The 25,483-nt window shown below is 61.7% G+C and carries 26 protein-coding genes; 11 read left to right on the plus strand and 15 right to left on the minus strand.

What is annotated here, in order from left to right:
- Positions 1–80: 80 nt before the first annotated feature.
- Positions 81–2,555 carry a penicillin-binding protein 1A gene (locus YH62_RS03440; RefSeq protein WP_046792717.1) on the minus strand — a complete coding sequence of 825 codons (2,475 nt, stop codon included), beginning with the start codon at positions 2,553–2,555 and terminating at the stop codon, positions 81–83.
- Positions 2,556–2,803: 248 nt separating this feature from the next.
- Positions 2,804–4,000 carry an N-acetylmuramoyl-L-alanine amidase gene (locus YH62_RS03445; RefSeq protein WP_046793022.1) on the minus strand — a complete coding sequence of 399 codons (1,197 nt, stop codon included), beginning with the start codon at positions 3,998–4,000 and terminating at the stop codon, positions 2,804–2,806.
- 669 nt (positions 4,001–4,669) lie between these two features.
- On the opposite strand from YH62_RS03445, the gene YH62_RS03450 reads away from it, so the two are divergent.
- From YH62_RS03450 to aat, 6 genes are all read left to right on the plus strand, one after another.
- Entirely contained in the window at positions 4,670–7,477 is a 2,808-nt protein-coding gene (locus YH62_RS03450; RefSeq protein ID WP_046792718.1) for a ribonuclease E/G, read from the plus strand.
- A gap of 293 nt (positions 7,478–7,770) precedes the next feature.
- Entirely contained in the window at positions 7,771–8,529 is a 759-nt protein-coding gene (locus tag YH62_RS03455) for a DsbA family protein (RefSeq protein WP_046792719.1), read from the plus strand.
- Positions 8,530–8,685: 156 nt separating this feature from the next.
- Complete coding sequence (gene aroQ / locus YH62_RS03460; protein WP_046792720.1) at positions 8,686–9,123, plus strand: type II 3-dehydroquinate dehydratase; 438 nt, start codon at positions 8,686–8,688, stop codon at positions 9,121–9,123.
- A 31-nt stretch (positions 9,124–9,154) separates the two neighbouring features.
- Positions 9,155–9,625 (plus strand): acetyl-CoA carboxylase biotin carboxyl carrier protein, encoded by a 471-nt coding sequence (gene accB / locus YH62_RS03465; protein ID WP_046792721.1) that lies wholly within the window; start codon positions 9,155–9,157, stop codon positions 9,623–9,625.
- Between the two features lie 10 nt (positions 9,626–9,635).
- Positions 9,636–10,982: an acetyl-CoA carboxylase biotin carboxylase subunit gene (accC, locus tag YH62_RS03470; protein WP_046792722.1), complete on the plus strand. Its 1,347-nt coding sequence runs from the start codon at positions 9,636–9,638 to the stop codon at positions 10,980–10,982.
- A gap of 21 nt (positions 10,983–11,003) precedes the next feature.
- On the plus strand, positions 11,004–11,621 hold the full coding sequence (aat, locus tag YH62_RS03475) for a leucyl/phenylalanyl-tRNA--protein transferase (protein WP_046792723.1): 618 nt from the start codon (positions 11,004–11,006) through the stop codon (positions 11,619–11,621).
- A 4-nt stretch (positions 11,622–11,625) separates the two neighbouring features.
- Here aat and YH62_RS03480 read toward each other — a convergent pair whose 3' ends face one another.
- From YH62_RS03480 to gatB, 5 genes are all read right to left on the minus strand, one after another.
- Complete coding sequence (locus YH62_RS03480) at positions 11,626–12,054, minus strand: DUF2155 domain-containing protein (protein ID WP_046792724.1); 429 nt, start codon at positions 12,052–12,054, stop codon at positions 11,626–11,628.
- Positions 12,055–12,127: 73 nt separating this feature from the next.
- Positions 12,128–12,526 carry an NADH:ubiquinone oxidoreductase subunit NDUFA12 gene (locus YH62_RS03485; protein ID WP_046792725.1) on the minus strand — a complete coding sequence of 133 codons (399 nt, stop codon included), beginning with the start codon at positions 12,524–12,526 and terminating at the stop codon, positions 12,128–12,130.
- 110 nt (positions 12,527–12,636) lie between these two features.
- Positions 12,637–13,098 (minus strand): GNAT family N-acetyltransferase, encoded by a 462-nt coding sequence (locus YH62_RS03490; RefSeq protein ID WP_046792726.1) that lies wholly within the window; start codon positions 13,096–13,098, stop codon positions 12,637–12,639.
- Complete coding sequence (locus YH62_RS03495) at positions 13,099–13,605, minus strand: GNAT family N-acetyltransferase (RefSeq protein WP_046792727.1); 507 nt, start codon at positions 13,603–13,605, stop codon at positions 13,099–13,101. It abuts the gene before it with no gap.
- Between the two features lie 35 nt (positions 13,606–13,640).
- Complete coding sequence (gene gatB / locus YH62_RS03500) at positions 13,641–15,143, minus strand: Asp-tRNA(Asn)/Glu-tRNA(Gln) amidotransferase subunit GatB (RefSeq protein ID WP_046792728.1); 1,503 nt, start codon at positions 15,141–15,143, stop codon at positions 13,641–13,643.
- Between the two features lie 225 nt (positions 15,144–15,368).
- Between gatB and mprF the strand changes: the two genes are divergently transcribed.
- Together mprF and YH62_RS03510 are read left to right on the plus strand one after the other, a co-directional pair.
- Complete coding sequence (mprF, locus tag YH62_RS03505) at positions 15,369–17,966, plus strand: bifunctional lysylphosphatidylglycerol flippase/synthetase MprF (protein ID WP_046793023.1); 2,598 nt, start codon at positions 15,369–15,371, stop codon at positions 17,964–17,966.
- 32 nt (positions 17,967–17,998) lie between these two features.
- Positions 17,999–19,333, plus strand: coding sequence for an AcvB/VirJ family lysyl-phosphatidylglycerol hydrolase (locus YH62_RS03510; RefSeq protein ID WP_280950037.1), 1,335 nt, complete (start codon positions 17,999–18,001; stop codon positions 19,331–19,333).
- Positions 19,334–19,342: 9 nt separating this feature from the next.
- On the opposite strand, the gene YH62_RS03515 is transcribed toward YH62_RS03510, so the two are convergent.
- Positions 19,343–19,855, minus strand: a complete 513-nt coding sequence (locus YH62_RS03515) for a GNAT family N-acetyltransferase (protein ID WP_046792729.1) — start codon at positions 19,853–19,855, stop codon at positions 19,343–19,345.
- A 289-nt stretch (positions 19,856–20,144) separates the two neighbouring features.
- Between YH62_RS03515 and YH62_RS03520 the strand changes: the two genes are divergently transcribed.
- Positions 20,145–20,402: a YjhX family toxin gene (locus tag YH62_RS03520; RefSeq protein ID WP_046792730.1), complete on the plus strand. Its 258-nt coding sequence runs from the start codon at positions 20,145–20,147 to the stop codon at positions 20,400–20,402.
- A gap of 45 nt (positions 20,403–20,447) precedes the next feature.
- Here YH62_RS03520 and YH62_RS03525 read toward each other — a convergent pair whose 3' ends face one another.
- From YH62_RS03525 to YH62_RS03545, 5 genes are all read right to left on the minus strand, one after another.
- Positions 20,448–20,768 (minus strand): hypothetical protein, encoded by a 321-nt coding sequence (locus YH62_RS03525; RefSeq protein ID WP_137326895.1) that lies wholly within the window; start codon positions 20,766–20,768, stop codon positions 20,448–20,450.
- A gap of 100 nt (positions 20,769–20,868) precedes the next feature.
- Positions 20,869–21,336: a GNAT family N-acetyltransferase gene (locus YH62_RS03530; RefSeq protein WP_046792732.1), complete on the minus strand. Its 468-nt coding sequence runs from the start codon at positions 21,334–21,336 to the stop codon at positions 20,869–20,871.
- Between the two features lie 20 nt (positions 21,337–21,356).
- Complete coding sequence (gatA, locus tag YH62_RS03535; protein ID WP_046792733.1) at positions 21,357–22,838, minus strand: Asp-tRNA(Asn)/Glu-tRNA(Gln) amidotransferase subunit GatA; 1,482 nt, start codon at positions 22,836–22,838, stop codon at positions 21,357–21,359.
- 61 nt (positions 22,839–22,899) lie between these two features.
- Positions 22,900–23,187, minus strand: coding sequence for an Asp-tRNA(Asn)/Glu-tRNA(Gln) amidotransferase subunit GatC (gatC, locus tag YH62_RS03540; RefSeq protein WP_046792734.1), 288 nt, complete (start codon positions 23,185–23,187; stop codon positions 22,900–22,902).
- Positions 23,188–23,264: 77 nt separating this feature from the next.
- Positions 23,265–23,969: a metal-dependent hydrolase gene (locus YH62_RS03545; protein WP_046792735.1), complete on the minus strand. Its 705-nt coding sequence runs from the start codon at positions 23,967–23,969 to the stop codon at positions 23,265–23,267.
- Positions 23,970–24,193: 224 nt separating this feature from the next.
- On the opposite strand from YH62_RS03545, the gene YH62_RS03550 reads away from it, so the two are divergent.
- Both YH62_RS03550 and ruvX read left to right on the plus strand, forming a co-directional pair.
- Entirely contained in the window at positions 24,194–24,499 is a 306-nt protein-coding gene (locus tag YH62_RS03550; RefSeq protein WP_046792736.1) for an alkylphosphonate utilization protein, read from the plus strand.
- 23 nt (positions 24,500–24,522) lie between these two features.
- Entirely contained in the window at positions 24,523–25,020 is a 498-nt protein-coding gene (ruvX, locus tag YH62_RS03555) for a Holliday junction resolvase RuvX (RefSeq protein ID WP_046792737.1), read from the plus strand.
- Here the strand turns inward: ruvX and YH62_RS03560 are convergent.
- Together YH62_RS03560 and YH62_RS30425 are read right to left on the minus strand one after the other, a co-directional pair.
- A complete protein-coding gene (locus tag YH62_RS03560) occupies positions 24,954–25,289 on the minus strand; it encodes a DUF6105 family protein (RefSeq protein WP_046792738.1) in 336 nt (111 codons plus the stop codon). The genes ruvX and YH62_RS03560 overlap by 67 nt on opposite strands.
- Positions 25,286–25,456 carry a hypothetical protein gene (locus YH62_RS30425; protein ID WP_046792739.1) on the minus strand — a complete coding sequence of 57 codons (171 nt, stop codon included), beginning with the start codon at positions 25,454–25,456 and terminating at the stop codon, positions 25,286–25,288. Before YH62_RS30425 ends, YH62_RS03560 begins: the two co-directional genes overlap by 4 nt.
- Positions 25,457–25,483: the final 27 nt, after the last annotated feature.

Consider the following 25,483-nt stretch of genomic DNA (forward strand, 5'->3'; position numbering starts at 1 on the left):
TTTCGAAGTGCCGTGGACATAGTTGCGCCGGCCGCGGATGTAAAGTCCCGCGGCCGGCGCGACTGTTCACGACAAGCGACTTAGAACAATCCCGGCATGCCGGAGGTGACCGCCTGCTGAGCCTGCGGCGAGGTCTGCAGAATCTGCTCCGGCGGCAGGTTGTCGGTCATGCCGATGACCGCGAAGACGTCGGCCGGGCCGGTGCCGGGCTTGAAGGCTTCCATGATGGTGTCCGGAGCACCTTCCGCCGCAGCCATGCCGGTCTTGCGATTGACGGGAATGAACTGCATGCCTTCCGGAACGTGGAATTTCTCCGGCGGCGAGCGCTTCACGGCCTCCTCGATGAAATCGGCGAAGATCGGGGCGGCCAGCGAGCTGCCGGTGCCGCCACGGCCGAGCGGAGCCGGCGTGTCGAAGCCGATATAGAGGCCTGCGACAAGGTTGGGGGTGAAACCGACGAACCAGGCGTCCTTCTCGTCGTTGGTCGTACCGGTCTTGCCGGCGACCGGACGGTCGGTGACGTGGATCTTGCCGGCGGCGGTACCGCGCGTGACGACGCCTTCCATCATGGACGTGATCTGGTAGGCGGTCATCGGGTCGAGCACCTGCTCGCGGCTGTCGGCGATGATCGGCTCTTCCTGGCCTGCCCAGTTGCTGACATTGCAGCCTTCGCAGACGCGCTCCTCATGACGGAAGATCGTCTTGCCGTAGCGGTCCTGGATGCGGTCGATAACCGTCGGCTTGATCTGCTTGCCGCCATTGGCGATCACCGCATAGGCGGAAACCATCCGCATCACCGTGGTCTCACCCGAACCGAGCGACATGGCGAGCACCGGCAGCATCTTGTCGTAGATGCCGAAGCGTTCGGCATATTCGGCGACCAGCTCCATGCCCATGTCCTGGGCCAGGCGGACGGTCATCTGGTTACGCGACTTCTCGATGCCGAGCCGCAGGGTCTGCGGGCCCGCCGAGCCGCCACCGTAATTCTCCGGTTTCCAGACCTGGCCGCCCGAAACCAGTTCGATCGGCGCGTCGAGAATGACCGAGGCGGGCGTATATCCGTTGTCGAGCGCCGCCGCGTAGACGAAAGGCTTGAAGGACGAGCCCGGCTGACGCATGGCCTGCGTCGCGCGGTTGAACTCCGACTGGAAATAGGAAAAGCCGCCGGTCATGGCCAGAACGCGGCCCGTATGCGGGTCCATGGCCACGAAACCGCCCTGCACCTTCGGCGGCTGACGCAGGCGGTAGGCATCTCCGCCCTCTTCGAGGGCCTCGACATAGACCACGTCGCCGGGTTCCAGCACGCCTTCCGGCGACCTGGCGGTCCTGCGTTCGCCGGTCGCGTCGCGGAACGCCCACTTCATGTCCGCTGCCGAGATCGTGCCGGTGGCGCGCTTATCCTCGACCTTGCCGCCGCCGTCTGTCTCCGGGCGAAGGCCGATTTCGACGGACTTGGCCGAAACGTTGAGAACGACAGCGAGTCTCCATTCGGGCACGTCGCGAAGGTCGAGCGCCTTGCCGTCGGCAACGGCCTTGATCAGGGCGGCGCCCCAATCCGGTGAGATATCGACCTTCGTGAGCGGTCCATGGAAACCGCGCCGCTCGTCATAATCGACCAGGCCCTTCTGGAGAATGCGGCGAGCCAGGGACTGCAGATCGGGATCGAGCGACGTGCGGACGGAAAGGCCGCCCTCATAAAGCGATTTGTCGCCGTATTTATCGATGATCTGCCGGCGGACCTCCTCGGAGAAGAAGTCGGATGCGAAGAGATGGACGCCACCGCGGCGTGTCTTGACACCGAGCGGCTGCTTCTTGGCGTCGTCCGCCTCGGAAGCGGTGATGTAGCCGTTTTCCGCCATGCGATCGATGACCCAGTTGCGGCGCTCGACGGCGGCCGCTTCGCGACGGAAGGGATGATAATTGTTCGGACCCTTCGGAAGAGCGGCGAGATAAGCCGCCTCGGCCGTCGTAAGCTCTGTCACCGACTTGTCGAAATAGGTGAGAGCCGCGCCCGCGATGCCATAGGAGTTCAGGCCGAAGAAAATCTCGTTGAGGTAGAGTTCGAGAATCTTGTCCTTGGAATAGGTCTGCTCGATACGGAAGGAAAGGATCGCTTCCTTGACCTTGCGGTCGATGGTCTGGTCGCTGCTCAGAAGGAAGTTCTTGGCGACCTGCTGGGTGATGGTGGATGCGCCCTCGGGGCGACGTCCGGAGCCGAGGTTCTGGAAATTGTTGACGACGGCGCGGGCGAGACCCGCCGGATCGACGCCGGGATGCTGGTAAAAATTCTTGTCTTCGGCCGACAGGAATGCCGCCTTCACACGATCGGGAATAGCCTGGATCGGCAGGAAGAGGCGGCGCTCGCGCGCATATTCGGCCATCAGGGCACCGTTGCCCGCATGGACGCGCGTAGCAACCGGAGGTTCATAGGCGCTCAGGACTTCATAATCCGGCAATTGCTTCGAGACGCCGCTCAGATAGAGCGCGACAGCCGCGGCCACGGCGAGAAAAAGCGCGCAACCCAATCCGAAAAAATAACCAATTAATCTGATCATCGATGCTACCGCTCAGCTTTTACTCGGCACCTAAAGACATACAATGCCATGGATTGAGGCGTTTTGCACGGTGCTTTGGAACATGCAAGCGCATCGCCGAGCGCCCCCGCGAGTCGCCTTGTCTCGTCGCGGACGAATAAACGTTCGAATGTGAGCAAAATAGGGCCCTGCCCAACGCATCCCCACCCTGCCCTCAAGGCGATCGATATTCCCGCGCGAATGTGGCGCGAAGGCCACGGAAAACAGTCTCAACCGCCATCTGCAAGCGCCTGGGTCCGATAGCGAACGACGGCGTTCGCGATGAGGTCGGCAACCCTGGCGCGCCATCCTTCGTCAAGCAGCAGTTTCTCGTCCTCGGGGTTGGAGAGAAAACCGAGTTCGAGGAGTACGGAAGGAATGTCGGGCGCCCGCAGCACCTGGAAACCCGCATGCCGGTGCGGATTGTTGATCAAGCCGATCTGCCCCTCGAAGGATTTGACGACCGTATTGGCCAATGTGATCGAAAAGGCCTGGGTCTCGCGGCGCGTGAGATCGAGCAGGATGTCGGCGACCTCCGGCGGCCCGCTCTGCAGGCTGAAGCCGGCCAGCTGGTCGGACAGGTTCTCGCGCATGGCCAGGTTTTCCGCCATCCGGTCGGAGGCCCTATCGGAAAGGGTATAGACCGTCGCGCCGCGGATGTCCTTCTGGGCGAGCGTGTCGGCATGCAGGGAAATGAAAAGATCGGCCCCGTGCTGGCGTGCGATCATCACGCGCTCGGAAAGCGAGAGGAAAGTGTCCTTGTCACGGGTGAGAAAGGCCTCGACGCCCTTCTGCTCGCTGAGCTTGGCGGCGAGCACCCGGGCAAAAGCGAGCGTGATCGTCTTTTCAGGCGTCTTCGACGCTGCACCCGTCGCGCCCGCATCGATGCCGCCATGACCGGCATCCACCGCGACCGTGAAAACGTCGTCCTTTGCCGCGGTCGTGATATCCTCCGGCTTGGCGGCTGCGGGGGTGGTCCAAGTCTGCTTCTTCACGAGGTCGGCGAAGATTTCCGCCGATACCATCTCAGCATCCAGGACGAGGCGGAAACCGCCCTGCTCGTTCGGCTGGACCTCGGCGAGAGCGAGCCGGACGGGCCGGATGGCCGTCAGCACGATGCGCGCGCTCGATTCGTCCATCGTGCCGTAGCGGATGTCGCTGAACAGCCCGCGCGCAGCCAGATCCGCCTCGGGAAAAGCGAAAGTCGTTGCCGGGAGATCGATGATCACCCGCTCCGGCGAGCCGATATAGTGAACGGAAAACTCGGGCTTCTCTTCGAAATCGATAACGATCCGCGTACGCGCATTGTCCCCTGCGATACGAGCGGCGAAGGCAAGAAGTGGCTTGGAATCGACGGCCGCGGCGAGCGTCGAGGACAGGCCCGAACAGAGCCCCAGGGACAGGAGCGCCACGCAAGTGATTCGCATCAGCCGCCGGACGGTGCTTTCGCCGAGCAGATGTCCGTTCAATTTTGCCCCTTCCCTCAAGCCGTCTTTCGCAGTCATTGTCTCATGGCCTCGCCGAAAGCCGCTGGCAAACGCCTTCTACCCCGGCGCGGGCGAATCGAGCCCTGCTGCAATCGCATTCATAAGGCCCGCAATTCCATCCGCAATATGGCAGGCCTCGCCCCTATCAGGCTTTTCCCTTGCTATTGTGACAGATAAACCATACAACGCGCATGAGGGTTAAAGTGTTGACGGGATAGTCTGTCGGCAGGCAGCCAGCCAACGAGGAACCTGGCGCCGTAAGCCGATATTCATCCGCCGTCGCTACACTTTTTCCTGATACTCGATCAAACCGGCGGTGGCCGGAACGGTACCGGGTGGCACGCCACCCACGCTCACACGGAGCACATTCATCGGACCCCTTGGGGGTCTAAGGTTCGTCGTTCTCGTTTGGACTTTTATGTTGCGGCAAAATTTGCAGAACCAGGACAGACTGAGGGAGCTTGAAGCCCCTTCGGCATTCCGGTTGCCGCAATTGTCGCGCCCGACGAGAACATCTTTATCCGGCGCAATGGCCACAATGCACGATAGGCCTGCCCTTGCGGCAGGCCTATGTGCATCCGTGCGGCTGCGCCGAGGAGCAGAATTTCTATGGCAGACAAAATGCTTATCGATGCGTCTCATGAAGAGGAGACGCGGGTAGTTGTCGTTCGTGGCAACCGGATCGAAGAGTTCGATTTCGAATCACAGCACAAGAAGCAGATACGCGGCAATATCTATCTGGCGAAAGTTACGCGGGTAGAGCCCTCCCTGCAGGCCGCTTTCGTCGATTACGGCGGCAATCGCCACGGCTTCCTGGCCTTTGCGGAAATCCACCCGGATTACTATCAGATCCCACTTGCCGACCGGCAGGCGCTGATGCAGCAGGAAGCCGAGGACCAGCGCAAGATCGCTGAGGCCGAGGCAGCCGATCCGGTGGTCGACCTCGCAAACGAGGAACAGCCGAATATCGACGTGGCGAGCGCGGGCGAGCCTGTCGAGGCCGAAACGGCCGAAGCCGCGTCCGTCGAGGCGGCCGAGAAGCCGAAGGCCAAGCCGAAGCGCAGCCGTTCCCGCAAGAAGGTCACTGAAGCCGCAGCCACGGAGACGACGGAGCCCGCTCCCGCTTCTGAGGGCGACGACGGTTCCACGCCCGGCGAAATGGCCGCCATGGTCGAAACCGACACCATCTCCGAGGACGTCACGAGCCGCCGCGGTCGCAACGACGATGCGGACGACGACGATGACGATCACCACGAGAAGGAAGAGATCGAATCGGTCGGCGCCGAAGACGCAATGGAAGAGGTGCCGGACCGCGTGGTGCGCAAGCCGCGCAAGCAGTACCGCATCCAGGAAGTCATCAAGCGCCGTCAGATCCTCCTGGTCCAGGTTGCCAAGGAAGAGCGCGGCAACAAGGGCGCTGCGCTGACGACCTACCTCTCGCTCGCCGGCCGCTATTCGGTGCTGATGCCGAACACGGCGCGCGGCGGCGGCATTTCCCGCAAGATCACCAGCCCGCAGGACCGCAAGCGCCTGAAGGAGATCGCCCGCGAACTCGACGTGCCGCAGGGCATGGGAGTGATCCTGCGCACGGCCGGGGCGAACCGCACCCGCGTCGAGGTCAAGCGCGATTTCGAATACCTGATGCGCCTGTGGGAAAACGTGCGCACGCTCACGCTGAACTCCACCGCACCCTGCCTCGTCTACGAGGAAGGCTCTCTCATCAAGCGCTCGATCCGCGACCTCTACAACAAGGATATCTCCGAGATCATCGTTGCGGGCGAGGAAGGCTATCGTGAAGCCAAGGACTTCATGAAGATGCTGATGCCGAGCCACGCGAAGGTGGTTCAGCCTTACCGCGACCTGCATCCGATCTTCTCGCGCTCGGGTATCGAGGCCCAGCTCGACCGCATGCTTCAGCCGCAGGTGACGCTGAAATCCGGCGGCTACCTCATCATCAACCAGACCGAAGCGCTGGTGGCGATCGACGTCAACTCCGGCCGCTCGACCCGCGAGCATTCGATCGAGGAAACGGCGCTGCAGACCAATCTGGAGGCTGCCGAGGAGGTAGCCCGCCAGCTTCGACTGCGCGACCTTGCCGGCCTCATCGTCATCGACTTCATCGACATGGAAGAGAAGCGCAACAACCGCGCCGTCGAGAAGAAGCTGAAGGATTGCTTGAAGAACGACCGCGCCCGCATCCAGGTCGGCCGCATCTCCCACTTCGGCCTGCTCGAAATGTCGCGTCAGCGCATCCGTGCCTCCGTGCTCGAATCGACGACGCAGATCTGCTCGCATTGCGGCGGCACCGGTCATGTGCGCTCGCAGTCTTCGATCGCACTGCACGTTCTGCGCGGCATCGAGGAATACCTGCTGAAGAACACGACGCACGACATCACCGTGCGCACCACGCCCGAAACCGCGCTCTACCTGCTCAATTACAAGCGCAACACGGTGGTCGATTACGAGAAGCGCTTCGGCGTCTCGATCTTCATCGAATCGGACGATGGAATAGGCTCCAGCCACTTTGCGATCGATCGCGGTGAGGCGGTGGAAAATCCGATCAAGATCGAAAGCCTGATGCAGTTTGCGGCCATCCCCGTCGAGGAAGATGACGATATCGTCATCGAGGAGGACGAAGAGGAAGAGGAAATCGTCGAAAGCAAAGCGGCGCCCGCTGCTTCCGGCAACGGAGAAGAGCAGAACGGCCGCAAGCGCAAGCGTCGCCGCCGCCGCCGCAACAAGGGCGAACGCGGAGCGGATGCCCAAGCCGAGCAAGCTGACCGCGATACGGTTTCCGATCAGGACGGCGACGATGAAGGCGACGAAGACGAGGGCGCGGAGGAAGATCAGGTTTCTCTCGGCACCGAGAGCGACGAAGAAAACCGCCGCAAGCGCCGCCGCCGCGGCAAGCGTGGTGGTCGTCGCAACCGCAACGGCGAAGAGCAGGAGCTGACGGCAGCCGAAGAAGCTGCTGAAGAGGCCGGCGAGGATACGGAAGAAGCCGTTTCGCCCGCGACAGCCGAAGAGCCGGTCGCGGCAGCTACGCCCGCCGAGCCTGCAGAGCCTGCGGAAAGCAAGCCGGCAAAACCGCGCCGGTCGCGGCGGGCCAAGGCCGAGGCCTCCCCTGCCGAGGAAACGGCAGCGGAAGCACCGGCTCCCGTCGAGGCGATTGCCGAGCAGGCAGATGCGGCGCTCGGCGAAGAGCCTGCGGAAAGCGCTGCCGAACCCGCCCCTGCAGCGGAGGAAGCCGGAGAGCAGGATGACGCCACAAAGCCAGCCCGCGCCAACCGCGCCTCGAACATATCCTCATCCGCCGAGCCGGTGGTGAAGAGCTCCGCCCCCGAAGCCGCGGAAGAAGGCGGCGAGCCGTCGAAACCGAAGAAGGCCGGCTGGTGGCAGCGGCGCGGTTTCTTCTGAGCTGCAGGCAAATCTTCGAAAACGGCCGCGCCAGACGCGGCCGTTTTTGTTTTTGGGCTCCGCCTCAGAGCTCCGAAACTGATTCAACGACTTGGCAGATTGAATCCGGAAAAGCCGCTAGGTTATTGAAAGCGGTGGATTTTCTTAGCCTTTCTACCGCCCATACGCAGTTGTGAAAGCCGGAAGCGCTCCCCTCGACGATTTTGCGGTTTCTTGAAAAGCGCAAGTGGCATAGTTTCGGCGCAAATCAGGACGATGTTGCGCCGACTCCGGCCCCAAAGACGAGGATATCAATGACCCGCCTGTTCAAGACCCTGGCTGCCGGTACGATAATGGCCGCTTCCGCTCTCACCGCCCCGGCATTTGCCTTGGACGAACAGCAGAAGAAGGAAATGGGCGAGTTCATCCGGGAATATCTCATCGAGAACCCGGAAATCATGATCGAAGTGCAGAACGCGCTCGAGGCGAAGCAGCAGGCGCAACGCACCGAAACGGCCAGCAAGGCCGTCGCGGAGAATACAAAAGCGATCTTCAACTCCGAGCACGACATCTCGCTCGGCAATCCGAACGGCGACGTCACCATCGTCGAGTTCTTCGACTACAATTGCGGCTATTGCAAACGCGCCATGGGGGACATGGACGAGATCATCGCCAAGGATCCGAACGTCCGCTTCATTCTCAAGGAGCTGCCGATACTCGGGCCTGATTCAATGGCCGCCCACAAGGTCTCCAATGCCGTTCGCCTGCTCGCGCCGGAAAAATATGCCGACTTCCACCGCCAGCTTCTCGGCAGCCAGTCCCACGCGTCGGAAGAAACGGCGATCGCAGTCGCCACCTCGCTGGGGCTCGATGAGGCGGCAATCCGCAAGTCGCTCGCGGAAAACCCGAACGATAACCTCGTTCGCGAAACCTATCAGCTCGCCTCCAATCTCGGCGTGACCGGAACTCCGACCTATGTGGTCGGCAACGAAGCCGTTTTCGGGGCAGTCGGGCTCGATACGCTCCAGGAGAAAATCGCGAATGTACGCGCCTGCGGCAAGGCCTCCTGCTGACCTGCCCGCGCCATCCAAGACCCGAAAAGCGAAATCCTGTGGCATGAGCGGTGGGAGAGCCCGACTAACCACGGCTTTCGCAAAGCCGGGGCTTTCCCTTGCTCTTCTAGCGGTCTATAGGTGGCCCTGAATTTTTTGTTGGAACATCAGGCACCGATGAACAAGACGATCTTCGTCCTCAATGGGCCCAACCTCAACATGCTGGGCAAGCGCGAGCCAGGCATCTATGGCGGCAAGACTCTCAAGGATATCGAGGCCGACTGCATCGCAGCCGGGCGCGACTACGGGTTTTCCGTGGATTTTCGCCAGAGCAACCATGAGGGCGTGCTGGTGGACTGGCTGCACGAGGCCGACGACAAGGCTATCGGCGTTGCCATCAACGCCGGCGCCTATACCCATACCTCGGTTGCACTCCACGACGCCATTCGCGCCATTTCGGTCCCCGTGATCGAGCTCCACATCTCGAACGTTCATGCGCGGGAAGAATTCCGCCATCATTCGAAGATTGCGGCGGCATGCAAGGGCGTCATCTGCGGCTTCGGTCCCGCAAGCTACGTCCTGGCACTGCATGCCTTGAAAACCATGACCGACTGACAAGAAGATAAACAGAACAATAGGGTTTGCCATGTCTGAGAAGAAAACCGGTATCGATAAGGGACTGATCCGCGATCTCGCGAATATCCTCAACGACACCGATCTCACCGAAATCGAAGTCGAGCAGGAAGACCTTCGCATCCGCGTCTCGCGCGCCGCACCGGCACAGTATGTCCAGGCGCCGATGGCGGCCGCGCCGGCACTTGCCGCCGCTCCGGCCGCAGCCGCACCGGTAACGGCTGCCGCTCCCGCCGCGGCTCAGGACAACAAGAATGCCGTTCCGGCACCGATGGTCGGTACTGCCTATCTCTCGCCGGCACCGGGCGCCCGCGCCTTCGTGGAAGTCGGCGCGATGGTCAAGGAAGGCCAGACGCTGCTCATCATCGAGGCCATGAAGACGATGAACCAGATTCCCGCTCCGCGCGCCGGCAAGGTCACGGAAATCCTGGTCAGCGATGCGCAGCCCGTCGAATACGGTCAGCCCCTCATCGTCATCGAATAAGGCCTGGCCGATGATTTCAAAGATTCTCATAGCCAATCGCGGCGAAATCGCGCTCCGGGTGCTTCGCGCCTGCAAGGAGCTCGGCATCGCCACCGTCGCCGTCCACTCGACGGCAGACAGTGACGCCATGCATGTGCGCCTCGCCGACGAGAGCGTCTGCATCGGCCCGCCGCCCTCGCGCGACAGCTATCTCAACATCCACCAGATTGTCGCTGCCTGCGAGATCACCGGCGCGGATGCCGTGCATCCGGGCTACGGCTTCCTGTCGGAGAACGCTAAGTTCGCGGATATCCTCGATGCCCACGGCATCACCTTCATCGGCCCGACGGCCGAGCATATCCGTCTCATGGGCGACAAGATCACCGCCAAGCAGACCGCTCAGGAGCTCGGCATTCCCGTGGTTCCGGGCTCCGACGGTGAAGTGAAGCCCGAAAACGCCCTTGAGATCGCCCGCGAGATCGGCTTCCCAGTCCTCATCAAGGCGACCGCCGGCGGCGGCGGACGCGGCATGAAGGTCGCCAAGACTGAAGCCGACCTCGAGGAAGCCGTCTCGACGGCCCGTTCCGAGGCGCTCGCCGCCTTCGGCAACGACGCCGTCTACATGGAAAAGTACCTCGGCAAGCCGCGCCATATCGAAATCCAGGTGGTCGGCGATGGCGAAGGCAATGCCATCCATCTCGGCGAACGCGACTGCTCGCTGCAGCGCCGCCACCAGAAGGTCTGGGAAGAAGCCAATTCGCCGGCTCTCAACGTCGAGCAGCGCATGAAGATCGGCCAGATCTGCGCCGATGCCATGATGAAGCTGAAATATCGCGGCGCCGGAACCATCGAGTTTCTCTACGAAAACGGCGAGTTCTATTTCATCGAGATGAACACCCGCCTGCAGGTGGAGCACCCGATCACCGAGGCGATCACCGGCATCGACCTGGTGCATGAGCAGATCCGCGTCGCTTCCGGCGGCGGGCTTTCGGTGAAGCAGGAAGACATAAGCTTCCAGGGCCATGCCATCGAATGCCGCATCAATGCCGAGGACCCGCGCACCTTCGTGCCCTCCCCCGGCACGATCACGCATTTCCATGCTCCAGGCGGACTTGGCGTGCGCGTCGATTCAGGGGTCTATGCGGGCTACCGCATTCCGCCTTATTATGACAGCCTGATCGGCAAGCTGATCGTCCATGGCCGCACGCGCGTCGAATGCATGATGCGGCTGCGCCGCGTGCTCGACGAATTCGTCGTCGATGGCGTCAAGACGACGTTGCCGCTCTTCCAGGACCTGGTCTCGAACCAGGATATCGCCAACGGCGATTACGATATCCATTGGCTTGAGAATTATCTGGCCGATAGCAAGGCGCACTGAAGACGCGCATCAAGGAGAGCCATGGGAGGGCGACGCGGCAGATATTATCCGGCAATTACCCCTGAGGTCCTGTTGCGCGCCTATTCCATTGGCCTCTTCCCGATGGCTGAATCAGCCGACGATCCGGAAATCTTCTGGGTCGAACCGGAAGTACGCGGCATCCTGCCGCTCGATGCCTTCCACATCTCCAAGAGCCTGGCAAAGGCGATCCGCAAGAAACCTTTCGACATACGCGTCGACACGGCCTTCGACCAGGTGATCGCCGCCTGCGCGGAGCCGGCGGAAGACCGTCCGAGCACCTGGATCAATTCCACGATCCGCAAGCTCTATTCCGAGCTGCACGGCATGGGTCATGCCCACAGCGTCGAGGCCTGGGAGGGCGAAAACCTGGTCGGCGGTCTTTACGGAGTGTCGCTCGGCTCCGTCTTCTTCGGCGAGAGCATGTTTTCCAGGCGCACCAATGCCTCCAAGGTCTGCCTCGTGCACCTGGTGGAACTGCTGAGGGCAAGGGGCTTCACCCTGCTCGATACGCAATTCACCACGGAGCATTTGAAGACCTTCGGCGCGATCGATATTCCCAAGGAGGAATATCTCAAGCTGCTGAAGGCGGCGGTCGATCCGCCGCATCTGAAGTTTTAGGCAATCAATTCGTGGGCGACGGCGCCGGCACTTCGGACTGCGGCTTGCAGCCGGTCAGCCATACGTCATAGATCGGATGCTCCACGGCGTTCAGGCCGGGGCTGTCGGCGAACATCCAGCCGGTGAAGATGCGGCGGATCTTGCGGTCGAGCGTGATCTCGTCCACTTCCACGAAGGCATCGATCTTCTGAGCCTCGGATTCGTCGCGCGAATAGCAGACCTTCGGCGTCACCTGGAGGGCGCCGTATTGCACCGTCTCATCTATATAGACATCGAAAGTGGTAATGCGGCCGGTGATCTTGTCGATGCCCGCGAAAACTGCAACCGGATTGTTGATGCGTTCCGCCGAAGCACTTCCCGCCGCCAGAGCCGAAGCCACGATCGCGAATACGGCTCCGGTCAGTTTGCGCGCAGAAACCTTCATAGATCTCATCATGTTTCCCGTTTCGACAATCCTGCGGATGCCGGCCTAGATTGCGATTGTGGCCAAAACAGGTGGCTTGCGATCAGTTGCCCGGGGTCCAGGCGTCGTAATCCCCGGTAACGCGAGCGCGCTCGCCGGTTGCGGCAAGCGAGCCCTTGGGACGATAGGCAAAAGGTGTGCCGGTGGCATTTTCGACGTGCGGCTTCTGCCACTCGCGCGGCTTGTAAGCCTCCGCCGAGGGCGGAACATCGGTGCGGTAATGCATCCAGCCGTGCCAGCCGGCCGGGATGGCGGAAGCTTCCGCATAACCCTTGTAGACGACCCAGCGCTTCGGCTTGCCCCAGGATGTCATAGGCCCTTCGTAATAGACATTGCCAAGCTCGTCTTCGCCAACCTTCTTGCCATGACGCCAGGTGAAGAAGCGGGTGCCGAGTGTCTGTCCGTTCCACCAGGTGAAAATCTGCAGCAGGAGATTTTTCATGTCTTTTCCGTCGACTTTGGGCATGATGACAGCGAAATTTCGAGATCGCCACGTAACCCGCTTATGCTACCTGACGTGCCCGATGTCCAGTGTTTCCGATGCCGCGGCGCCTATTTGAGCTTCATCTTGAAGCTGAAATGGCTCTTGGCGAAACCCAACCGCTCATAGAAGCGGTGAGCATCCACACGGGCCATATTGGAGGAAAGCTGCACCAGGCGGCAATCGCGACGCCTCGCCTCTTCGACCGCATGGCGAATCATCTGCGCGCCGATCCCTCTTCCGCGCATATCCTCACGCGTCTGCACCGCTTCGATGATCATGGAGAGCGATCCCCTGCCCGTCAGCGTGCGATTGAAAAGGATCTGGAAGGTGCCCACCACCTCGCCCGCCAGTTCGGCCACGAAGAGCTGTTCGTTTTGCGAGGCGTCGATGACATGAAAAGCGCGGAGATAGTCTTCGAATGCCTCAGGATCGGTGGTGTCGCCATGTCCGCCGACCGCATCGGCGGCGAAGATCGCAATCAGGGCGGGCAGATCGGCGTCCCGCGCCCTGCGGATCAAGAGATCAGCCATTCAGAGCCCCACCAGCCGTTTTTCCATGATGATCGCCGGCAGGCCGGAATTGGGCGCGCCCCACTCCTCCATGCGGTCCACCTCAGTGAAGCCTAGCCTCTCGTAAAAAGATTGCGCGCGGGTATTTTGAAGCGCCACCTCGACCCGCATGATTTCAGCACCCGGAAAGCAGGTCTCGAGTTCGGCAAAGATATCCCGCCCTATGCCTTCATTCTGGCAGGACGGCTTCACGTAGAGCTGGTGCAGCATCGCCGTCTTCGCCATCTTGGGATACATGGCGGCATAACCGATGCCGCCTATTTCCTTGCCATTATCGGCCACCAGAAACTCTCCATCCTTCTTGATAATTCGGGCGCGGATCGCGCTCGCCGAGTTCCAGCCGTCGATCATCCGCTGGACCTGCGGCGCCCCGTAAAACGGATCGTAGGCCGCATGGAAGGTCTCCGCCAGAAGGGCGCGGATTTTCTCCGCGTCCTCTTCGCCGGCGGTGCGAATGAAGTAGACCAAGGCTTTCTCCCTGCCACATCGACAATCGATGCGGGTTATTCCTCGATGCCCAGTTTCGCCTTGACGAGCGCCTGGACGGCTTGCGGATTGGCCTTGCCGCCGGTCGCCTTCATCACTTGGCCGACGAACCAGCCGGCAAGCGTCGGCTTTGCCTTCACCTTGGCGACCTGGTCCGGATTGGCGGCGATGATCTCGTCCACGGCCTTCTCGATGGCGCCGGTATCGGTCACCTGTTTCATGCCGCGCGTCTCGACGATTTCGGCAGGATCGCCGCCCTCGTTCCAGACGATCTCGAAAAGGTCCTTGGCGATCTTGCCGGAGATGGTCTCCGCCTTGATGAGGTCGATGATGCCGCCGAGCTGGGCCGGCGAAACTGGAGTCTCTTCAATGCCTTTGCCGGATTTGTTCAAGGCGCCCAGCAAGTCGTTGATGACCCAGTTGGCGGCAGTCTTGCCGTCGCGGCCGGCTGCCACGGCCTCGAAATAGTCAGCGATCGCCTTTTCCGAGACCAGCACCGAGGCGTCGTAGACCGAAAGTCCGAGGTCGCGAACGAGGCGCTCCTTCTTTTCATCCGGCAGTTCCGGCAGGTCCTTTTTCAGCTCCTCGACAAAGGCATCGTCGAACTCGAGCGGCAAGAGGTCCGGATCGGGGAAATAGCGGTAGTCGTGCGCCTCTTCCTTGGAGCGCATGGAGCGCGTCTCACCCTTGTTCGGGTCGAACAGCCGGGTTTCCTGATCGATCGTGCCGCCATCCTCCAGGATGGCGATTTGCCGGCGCGCCTCAAATTCGACGGCCTGGCCGATGAAGCGGATCGAGTTGACGTTCTTGATCTCGCATCGCGTGCCGAAGGCCTCGCCCGGACGGCGCACGGAAACGTTGACGTCGGCGCGCATGGAGCCCTCGTCCATGTTGCCGTCGCAGGTGCCGAGATAGCGCACGATCGAGCGCAGCTTGCTCATATAGGCCTTCGCCTCGTCCGCCGAACGCATGTCCGGCTTCGAGACGATTTCCATCAAAGCGACGCCGGAACGGTTGAGATCGACGAAGGACATGGTCGGATGCTGGTCGTGCATCGACTTGCCCGCATCCTGCTCCAGGTGCAGGCGCTCGATGCCAATCTCGATGTCCTCGAACTGGCCCTGACGGTCGGGGCCGAGCGAGATGGTGAGCTTGCCCTCGCCCACGATCGGGTCCTTGAACTGGGATATCTGGTATCCCTGCGGCAGGTCCGGATAGAAATAGTTCTTGCGGTCGAAGAGCGAACGCTTGTTGATCTGCGCCTTCAGGCCGAGACCGGTGCGCACGGCCTGCTTCACGCATTCCTCGTTGATGACGGGCAGCATGCCGGGCATGGCTGCGTCGACGAGCGAGACATTGGCGTTCGGAGCCTTGCCGAACTCGGTCGAAGCTCCGGAAAACAACTTGGAATTGGAGAGGACCTGCGCATGCACCTCCATGCCGATGATGACTTCCCAGTCGCCGGTGGCGCCGGGAATCAGGCGTTTGGGATCGGGCGTGCGGACGTCGACAATGGTCATCTTGTGCTCTTTGTGTGATGCAGCGTGTTTGCTGTTGAGGTAGAACAAATGAATGCGTGGCGCAAGCTTCGCCGCCGCCGTGCAACCACTGAAGCCCTGCCAAATCTACTCAAAATTGCCATTATTGCGGCGGCATGAACCAGCCGGTTCAATTCAACAACGAACAAATCCGTCAGCCACAGAATGTCCACGCAAGATCACTCCCCGGCACCGCCAATGGAATCGATGGATACCGCCCCCTCCCCGGACGAGCTTCCTCCCAGATCGTCGCTGGCGGCATTCTTTATGCGCTTTCGCGTTTACCTGACATCCGCCGCAGTCATAGCGATCTTCGTTCTCATGGCGGTCGCCATCTACAGGCTGACGGAAGAAGTGCGCTACGACGACGTGGTCGCCGCGCTCGCGGACACGAGCTGGACATCGATCGGGCTGGCGATCCTGTTTACCGCGCTCAGCTTCGCCGCGCTCACCTGTTACGACATCAACGCGCTGGACTATATCGGCAAGAAGCTGCCGCTCGCGACCGTGGCGATGACCGGCTTCAGCGCCTATGCCATCGGCAACACGGCCGGTTTCGGCGCGCTGAGCGGTGGCGCGATCCGCCTGCGGGCCTATTCGCGACTGGGGCTCTCGCCGGGCGATATCAGCCGGGTCATCGCCTTCGTCACGCTATCCTTCGGGCTTGGCCTGCTTGCCGTTGCGAGCCTCTCCACGCTCGTCGTCGCGCCGCGTCTCGCCTCTATCCTGGCGATCGATGCCGATTGGCTGCGCGCCGGCGCGTTGGCCGTGGTGGCTCTGCTCGCCCTGCTGCTCGTTTTCGGACGCGACGGCCGCGCCGTCACGCTCGGCCGCCTCAGCCTGCGCCTTCCCGATACGCGCACCTCGTCGCGGCAATTTCTGGTTTCCGCCTTCGACATCGCGGCCTCGGCCTCCGTGCTCTACGTTCTGCTGCCGGAAACGCATGTCGGCTGGCCGACCTTCTTCGCAATCTATGCCGCCGCCGTCGGTCTCGGTGTGCTCAGCCACGTTCCGGCGGGGCTCGGGGTCTTCGAGACGGTCATCATCGCTGGTCTTGGCAATACAATCAGCATCGACGTCCTGCTCGGAAGTCTGGTCCTCTATCGCCTCGTCTATCACGTCCTGCCGCTGATCCTGGCGATCGGACTGGTCCTCGTTTCGGAAGTCCGGCAGCTCGCCTCCCATCCGATGGTGGCAGGCATGGGCCAGATCGGCGTCCGCCTGGCGCCGCCTCTGCTCTCGACGCTCTGCCTCATCCTCGGCGCGATGCTGATCTTTTCCAGCGTGACGCCGACGCCCGACACGAACCTGGATTTCCTCTCCGACCTCCTGCCCCTGCCGATCGTCGAGGGCGCTCACTTCCTCGCCAGCCTGCTGGGACTGGTGCTCGTCATCTCGTCGAGAGGCATTGCCCAGCGTCTCGACGGCGCCTGGTGGGTCTCGGTCGTCGGTGCCGCCGCCGCGCTGGTGCTCTCGCTTATCAAGGCCGTTGCGGTCTTCGAGGCGTTGCTGCTTGCGCTCTTCATCGGCGCCATGCTGTTGAACGGCAAACTCTTCACGCGGCATGCCTCCCTGCTCAGGCAGGCACTGAGCCCTTCCTGGCTGGCGGCCACGGCAGTGATTGCCGTCGGCGCCGTCGCGATCCTCCTGTTCGTCTACCGCGATACGCAATACAGCCATGATCTCTGGTGGCAGTTTGAGTTCATGGAGGACGCGCCGCGAAGCCTGCGCGCCACCCTCGGCGTCGTGGTCGCATCCACGGCCGTCGCCATTTTCAGCCTGCTTCGGCCAGTGGCATATCGGCCGGATACCCCGATCGCGGACGAACTTTCTCGGGCCACCGACATCGTCCGGCAACAGGACGTCGCCGATGCCAATCTCGTCCGCATGGGTGACAAGCGCCTGATGTTTTCGGAAAGCGGCAACACCTTCATCATGTACGGCATTCAGGGCCGTTCCTGGATCGCGTTTGCCGATCCGATTGGGCTGGAGGAAGAGATGGGCGAACTGGTCTGGCAATTCGTCGAAACGGCGCGCGGCGCCGGCGGACGCGCCGCCTTCTACCAGATCTCGCCCGCCATGCTTTCCTATTGCGCCGATGCCGGTTTGCGTGCGTTCAAGCTCGGCGAACTCGCCATCGTCGATCTCACGCGTTTCGAACTCAAGGGCGGAAAGCTCGCCAGCCTGCGCCAGTCCATCAGCCGCGGCGCGAGGGATGGCCTCGTGTTTTCCGTGGTGGAGATTCCCGACGTGCCGGCGATCTTGCCGGAACTGCAGGCGGTTTCCGACGCCTGGCTCGCGCATCACAATACACGCGAAAAGACGTTCTCGCTGGGCGCCTTCCGGGAGGACTACATCCTCTCGCAACCGGTCGCCGTGCTGCGCCAGGAAGAGCGCATCATCGCCTTCGCGACATTGATGGTTACCGAGACGAGGAAGGAAGCGACCGTGGATCTGATGCGCTTCCTGCCCGAAGCGCCGCGCGGCGCGATGGATTTTCTGTTCGTCAGCATCATGCAGCACATGCGCGAGACCGGCTACGAGACCTTCAATCTCGGCATGGCGCCGCTCTCGGGCATGTCGAAGCGGGAGATAGCACCCGTGTGGGACCGCATCGGCAGCACTATTTATGAGCACGGGGAACGGTTCTACAACTTCAAGGGACTCAGAGCTTTCAAATCGAAGTTCCACCCGAGCTGGCAGCCGCGCTATTTCGCCGTGTCCGGCGGCACCGGCGCCCTGATGGCGCTGATGGACGTCACGCTGCTGATCGGCGGCGGCATCAGAGGAGTTGTCGGAAAATGAGACTTCGCCACGTCATGATGATGGTTAGCCTTATGGGCGCCACGGGCCTCGCCGGCACCCTTCACGCGCAGGAGCCGCCGAAATTCGATACCGGCATGATACCCTCGCAGCACATCTTCCTGCCGGATGGCGAGGCCGATGCCAGCGTCTTCCTGATATCCGATACCGCTGGCTGGAGTAACACCGACGAGCAGGAGGCCAAGGCTCTCGTCGAGAAGGGCGCTGCCGTGGTCGGCATCGATTTTCCCTCTTACCTCGCCGCGCTACGCAAGGACGATGGCGACTGCATCTACATGATTTCCGATGTGGAGGCACTCGCTCAGCAGATCCAGCGCGCCACCGGCAACAGCAGCTACCGGCCGCCTATCATCGCCGGAATTGGTGAAGGCGGAGCCTTGGCGCTCGCCATGATCGCCCAGAGCCCCGTGGCGACGATCGGCGAAGCGGTGGCGGTCGATCCGGCTGCCGGCATTCCGCTGACGAAACAGCTCTGCACTCCGGCCTCGAAGGAGCAGCGGGGCGACCGGATGGTCTACGGCCTGACCGATGGCGAACTGCCCGCGGGCGTCACGGTTCTGTTTTCCAAGAGCGCCGATCAGGACGGCCGGGACCATGTCGCGGCGCTGACGGCCGCGCACCCGGATATCGAGGTGCAGGATATCGACGACGCGCCCGCGGATGCGCTTTTGCAGACGCTGAGCGATCGGGGCGAAGCATCGGGAGACGCCGACAACCCGCTCGGGCTTCCGCTGACCGTTCTCGAAACCGCGCCGAAATTCGACACCATGGCGGTGGTCTATTCCGGCGACGGCGGCTGGCGCGACATCGACAAGGAGATCGGCGGCGCGCTGCAATCCTCCGGCATCCCGACCGTGGGGGTGGATTCGCTTCGCTATTTCTGGTCGGAGCGCAAGCCCCAGGATGTAGCCGACGACCTGACCCGGATCATCGATACCTACCGCCATCAGTGGCATGTGAAGCACGTTCTCCTTGTCGGCTATTCCTTCGGCGCGGATGTTCTGCCCGCGACCTACAACCTACTTACCGACAAGGAAAAGCAGCATATCGCGCAGATTTCGCTGCTCGCCGTCTCGCACGAGGTCGACTACGAGGTCTCCGTGTCCGGCTGGCTCGGCGTAGCCGGCGACGGGTCGGCGGGCGACCCGGCCAGCGATATCCGCAAGATCGATCCCGCGCTCGTCCAATGCTTTTACGGCACCGATGATGACGACGACGACGCCTGCCCCACGCTCAAGGACACACCCGTCGAGATCATTCCGGTCGATGGCGGGCACCATTTCGACGGGGACTACGAAGCTCTCGCCAAACGCATCACGGACGGATTGACGAAACGCCTGGGCCGATAGAGCATCCCTCTAAAATCCGGCCCCGTAGGCATCTTCCTCCGCCTCGACGACAAGCTGCTTCAAAAGGCCGACCGACTGAACATCATTGTCGATCTTCGGAGAGTAGGCGACCGAAAGCCAGTTCACCGTATAACCGTTCTTCTGAAAAAAGCCGATCGCCTCGGCATTCCGGGCATGGGTCGCGACGCGGGCGACTTCGAACCCCTGCTGCACGATCTGGCGCTCGATCTCCTGCAAGAGGGTTCTTCCGATCCCCCGTCCCTTGAGGGCCGGCTCGATCCAGAAATCGCTGATCAATTCATCCAGGCCTTCGCGCGCCGCCCAGCCGGCGAGGCTTCCGCCCTGCTCGACGACGGTGATGGTCAGCCAGGAGGAACGGGTGAAATTCCGGAAGGCGGCGCGGGCGTTTTCCCGCATCGCATCCGTTCCGCCGATCGGAGACATGGCCTTTTCCCAGGCCCTCAACCCGATCGTCGCCAATATCTCCGCTTCATCCCCGCGCGCGTTGCGAATGGTGATCATGACCGCCCCTACTCGCGCCCAGTACACCATCGAGTTCAAGCTTTTGCCAGCCCCGAATTCCGCGCTCCCGGAAGGGCTCGGCTTGACGATTGTCGAAAACCGCCTTAGTTGCAAGCCCGTACTCATGGAGTTTTGATGTTCTCTCTCGCTGAGACCCGGTAAGGGGCCAGCCCGCAGATTTCCTGCCGCTGGCCCAGGCAAAAACGGCAAACCCCGACGTCATGCGACGCCGGCGACGTTTTTGTATGCCCTTCCGCAAGCCGGAAGAGCTTATCCGGACATCGAAACAATGGATATTTCCCGCGCCGAACAGCGCATCCTTCACCTGCTCGCTCAGGGCGGCAGGATCGAACTTACCCGAGACGACAACAGGAAGATCGAGAAGATCCAGCTCCTCACCCGCGAAGGCTGGGCCTTCAATGGTCTCGACCTGACAACCTTCCGCAAGCTCAAGCAGAAGCGGGCGATCAAATCCTCGGGCGGCAAGCCCTACCGTATCACCGAACGGGGCCTGCAACTGGTGAGATCGCAACTGGACAACAGATGATACGAACGGCGGCGCTCGCGAGGGCGCCGCCTTTTTCCTCCGGCGCTATCTCCTGAGGTATTCCGCCGTCATTGCAAGCTCCTTGCGAAGCAGCTCGGCCGCCGAATCGTCGAACTGAACGTCTTCGCAAAGGCGAATGATCAGCTCCCTGTATTCCGGATATTTCCGCAATTCGTAGGCCGCGGCCATTTTGGAGGCTGTGGAATTGCCTTCCATTCCCAGGTGCTCGGTGATCTGGAAGAACCGTTCATAGCGCTCGTGCACGTTCCTGCTTCTGAGAGCTACAACATAAGCTGCCGCGGACCAGGCCAGGACACAGAACGGAAGCGCCAGGCCAAGATAGGCAATCCATTCCATAAAGGTCAAAGGCATCTCGTCACCACTGTTTCGCGTCGCAATCCATGGTCGTTTCAACGACCATGCGGTTCATAGCACGTGAAAGTGGGCCTTCGAAGAGGAAAGCAACCTAGCGGGACAACACCTTCTCGAGGTGTACTTTTTCGAGCTCGATGCCCATGCTTTTGGAATATTCGCGACCGCGCCAGGCGATATCGAAGCCGCAGCGTTCGTAAAGCCGAATACCACCAGCGTTACGCGCTTGCGTATCCAGCCTTGCGGTCTGGTATCCTTCAGCACGAATGTCATCGCAGAGGCTCAGCAAGAGCGCCTTGCCAATTCCTCTGCCCTGCAGGCTCGGGAGAACCCATAGATCGGAAATGTAGTTCGGCGCGCCATCGCGCGCACCCCAGCCGACCACAGCTCCATCCAGTTCGCCCACATGAACCAGCGCATTCGTTTGGCTGGCAAAGATCTCAAAAGCGTGCCGCGTGCGCTCGACCACGTCGAGAGCCAATTCGCAGCCTTTGAACGCGTCGCTGGATTTCCAGGCGGTAAAGCCAACCTCGCCGACCACATGGTGATCGGCGACGGTCATTTTCCTGATTATGAGCCCGCTTACCACCACTTGGCCGGGGTGAAGCGGCCGGCGGCCTGTTCGATGACATGGGCGGTGCGGAACAGCGTCTCCTCATCGAAGGGCTTGCCGATGAGTTGCAGGCCGAGCGGCAGCCCCTTGTGGTCGAGGCCGGCAGGAACCGCGATGCCGGGCAGGCCGGCCATGTTCACAGTCACCGTGAAGATGTCGTTCAGATACATCTTCACGGGATCGGAAGCGAGGTCCTCATCGGCGACGCCGAAGGCGGAGGACGGCGTGGCGGGCGTCAGGATTGCATCGACGCCGGCGTCGAAGACCTGCTCGAAATCGCGCTTGATGAGCGTGCGAACCTTCTGCGCCTGCAAGTAATAGGCATCGTAGTAACCGGCCGACAGCACATAGGTGCCGATCATGATACGGCGCTTGACCTCCTTGCCGAAGCCGGCAGCACGGGTCTTCTCGTACATGTCGATGATGTCCTTGCCGTCGACGCGCAGGCCGTAACGAACGCCGTCGTAACGGGCAAGGTTGGAGGAGGCTTCCGCCGGGGCCACGATGTAATAGGCCGGCAGGGCGTATTTCGTGTGCGGCAGGGAAATATCGACGATCTCGGCGCCTGCATCCTTGAGGAAGGCGATGCCCTGTTGCCAGAGCGCCTCGATTTCCTCCGGCATGCCGTCGACGCGGTATTCTTTCGGGATGCCGATCTTCATGCCCTTGACCGACTGGCCGAGGGCGGCTTCGTAATCCGGAACCGGCAGATCGACGGAGGTCGTGTCCTTGGCGTCCACGCTTGCCATGGATTTCAAGAGGATCGCGGCATCGCGCACATCGCGCGCGATCGGGCCGGCCTGATCCAGCGACGAGGCGAAGGCGACCGTGCCCCAGCGCGAGCAGCGGCCATAGGTCGGCTTGATGCCGACCGTGCCGGTGAAGGCGGCCGGCTGACGGATGGAGCCGCCGGTGTCGGTAGCGGTGGCGCCGGCGCACAGATGGGCGGCAACGGCTGCGGCCGATCCGCCGGAGGAGCCTCCCGGCACGAGCTGCTGATTGGAGCCCTTGGCCCGCCACGGATTGATGACCGCGCCGTAATGAGAGGTCTCATTGGAGGAGCCCATGGCGAACTCATCCATGTTGAGCTTGCCGAGCATCACCGCGCCGTCATCCCAGAGGTTCTGGGTAACGGTCGATTCGTATTTCGGCTTGAACCCGTCGAGGATATGCGAGCAGGCTTGGGTATGGATGTCCTGCGTGGCAAAGAGATCCTTGATGCCAAGCGGAATGCCTTCCAGCGCGCCAGCCTTGCCGGACGCGAGCCGCGCGTCGGAAGCCTTGGCCATTTCCAGCGCCTTTTCAGATGTCACCGCGATATAGGCGTTCAGCGCTCCGTTCGCCGCATCGATCGCCTTGAGATAGGCGTCCGTCAGTTCGACGGCGGAAAATTCCTTGGCCTTCAGCTTTTCGCGGGCTTCGGCAATGGTCAGGCTGGTCAATTCGGTCATGATATCGTTCTTCGAAAGAGCTTGAGGACGTGGCGGAAGGTCAGCGGCAGCCCGGAGGCGCTCACTCGACCACTTTCGGCACGAGGAAGAAATTCCGGTCGCTATTCGGCGCATTGGCGATCACGTCGTCGGCCTTGTCGCCATCGGTCACCGCATCGTGGCGCCGGCGCATCGCCATGGGCATTACGGAAGTCATCGGCTCCACGCCGGTGACGTCGACTTCGGAAAGTTGCTCGACGAAGCCGAGGATACCATTCAGTTCGCCCACCATGCGATTGGCCTCATCCTCGGAAACCGCGATGCGGGCGAGATGAGCGACGCGCTTGACGGTGGCGAGATCGACGGACATGGCATGAACTCCGGGCAAGAAATTTCCTACCGCTATAATGGCCATGTCCGCCCTTCGCAACGGGGGATGCGGTAATATCAGAAGGTGAGCGCCGCGCCAGGCGCGGGCGCTTCGACCCGCGTGCGCGTTCCTTCCATGCCCTTGACGAATTTTTCCGGCGTCTGATCGATGATCGGGAAGGAGCCGTAATGGCAGGGAATGGCGTGCTTGAAATCGAAGAAGCGCTGGCAGGCGAGCGCCGCCACGGCACCGCCCATGGTGAAACGGTCGCCGATCGGCACGAGGCCGATATCGGGTTGGTGCAATTCGTTGATGAGGCCCATGTCGGTGAAGATGTCGGTATCGCCCATGTGCAGGAGCGACGGCTCGTCATCGATATGCAGCATCAGGCCGTTGGCGCTGCCGAGCGAATGGGAAACGCCGTCCTCGGTGACCTGAGCCGAGGAATGCAGCGCCTGCGTGAACGTGACGGTGAAGCCGTCGAAGGCGACCGTGCCACCGGTATTGCCCATGTCGAGCTTTTCGACGCCCTTCGTGCCGAGCCAGGCGGCGAGATCGGCATTGCCGAAGACCACCGCGCCGGTTTCCCTGGCGAGTGCGACAGTATCGCCCACATGATCGCCATGGCCGTGCGTGAGCAGGATATGGGTAATCCCCTCGGCGGCTTCCTTGCGGTCAAGACCGGAAAAACCGGGATTGCCGGTGAAAAACGGATCAATGAGGATTTTTGCCCTTGCCGTCTCGATGCGGAAGGCGGCGTGGCCGAGCCAGGTGATCTTCATGGATAACTCCTTGGATATAAGGGTGGAAGTATAAGGGAGGCCGACGCGGTGGCAACATAGCAGGGCGACTTCCATCTCATTACATGGCCAATGCGGCAGACCTGCGGTGGAGCGGTCGAGACCAGCAGTTGCAAGCTATCATCGCCTAGGCTAAGCGACCGGAAGGGGCCGCGCGCTCAATAGAATGCGCGAAAACTTCATCCTGCTCACCCAAGGAAACCAACATGGCCGGCAATGGTGACGAATACGTCTACGACGAGGTGACGGGTGAATGGCTGCCCGCCTCCGAGATGGCCGCCAAAGCTGCGGAAGAGAATGCCGTACGCGACGCGACCGGCAACGTGCTGGCCGATGGCGACGCAGTCACGCTCATTAAGGACCTCAAGGTCAAGGGCGCCGGCCAGACTCTGAAACAGGGGACCGTTATCCGCTCGATACGTCTTACCGACAATCCCGAAGAAATCGATTGCCGCCACGATACGATCAAGGGTCTTGTACTCAGGACGGAATTCGTCCGCAAAAAGAACTGAGACCGCAACAGGGATGCTATGCCATGGCAACGCTGACCATCGAGGAACTCGCAGGTCACCTCGCCCCGAACCAGCCGATCGCCGGCCTTGACCTCGGCACCAAGACGATCGGTCTTGCCGTTTCGGATCTCGGGCGGCGTTTTGCGACACCTCGCCCCGTCATCAAGCGTGTGAAATTCACCAAGGACGCGGAGGTGCTGCTCGCCTTTGCTGAAAAGGAAAAGATCGGCGGCTTCGTCATCGGCTTGCCGATGAACATGGACGGCTCCTCAGGGCCCCGGGTGCAGGCCACCCGCGCCTTCGTGCGCACCATGGGCGAGAAGACTGCCCTGCCCTTCGTCTTCTGGGACGAACGGCTCTCGACAGTCGCGGCCGAGCGCGCGCTTCTGGAAATGGACGTGTCGCGGGCGAAGCGCGCGGAGCGGATCGATTCGGCTGCCGCGAGCTTCATCCTTCAGGGAGCGCTCGACAGGCTCTCCTCGCTTGCCAGGGCCTCGCGAGATCCGGACCGCGCAGACTGACGCCTCCGCCACCAGGCGGCGATCTGCTTGCGCTTGCGGAAAGCGATGATCGCGAAGACGATCAGGCTGTCGACGACGATGGCGCGGGCAACGAGCGGCGGGATGGTTTCGGGCGGAATGCCCAGAACCTGACCGTAGATCTGGAACACAAGATCATGGGTCTGCCTGGTCAGCATAAAGAAGCCGAAGCTCATGTCGTAGTAGGATAGCCCGTACCAGCTCGTCAGCAGCAGGACGGGACCCGCCCACAGGATCAGGAACCACTTCATGTGGTCACCCCCTTCGGTTGAGCCGGATCGAACTCCAGCAACACGATCCACCTGGCCAGAGCCATGATGCTCAGCACCATCGCAGGCACCGCGATATTGAGCGCCAGCACCGCGAAGAACATCGTCATGATGCCCAGCAATGCTCCGTTCTGGAGTGTCGTTCCCATGACCGGTGCCCGACGAAGGATCGTGGT

The organism is Rhizobium sp. LC145 (assembly GCF_001005825.1).
GTDB lineage: Bacteria > Pseudomonadota > Alphaproteobacteria > Rhizobiales > Rhizobiaceae > Neorhizobium.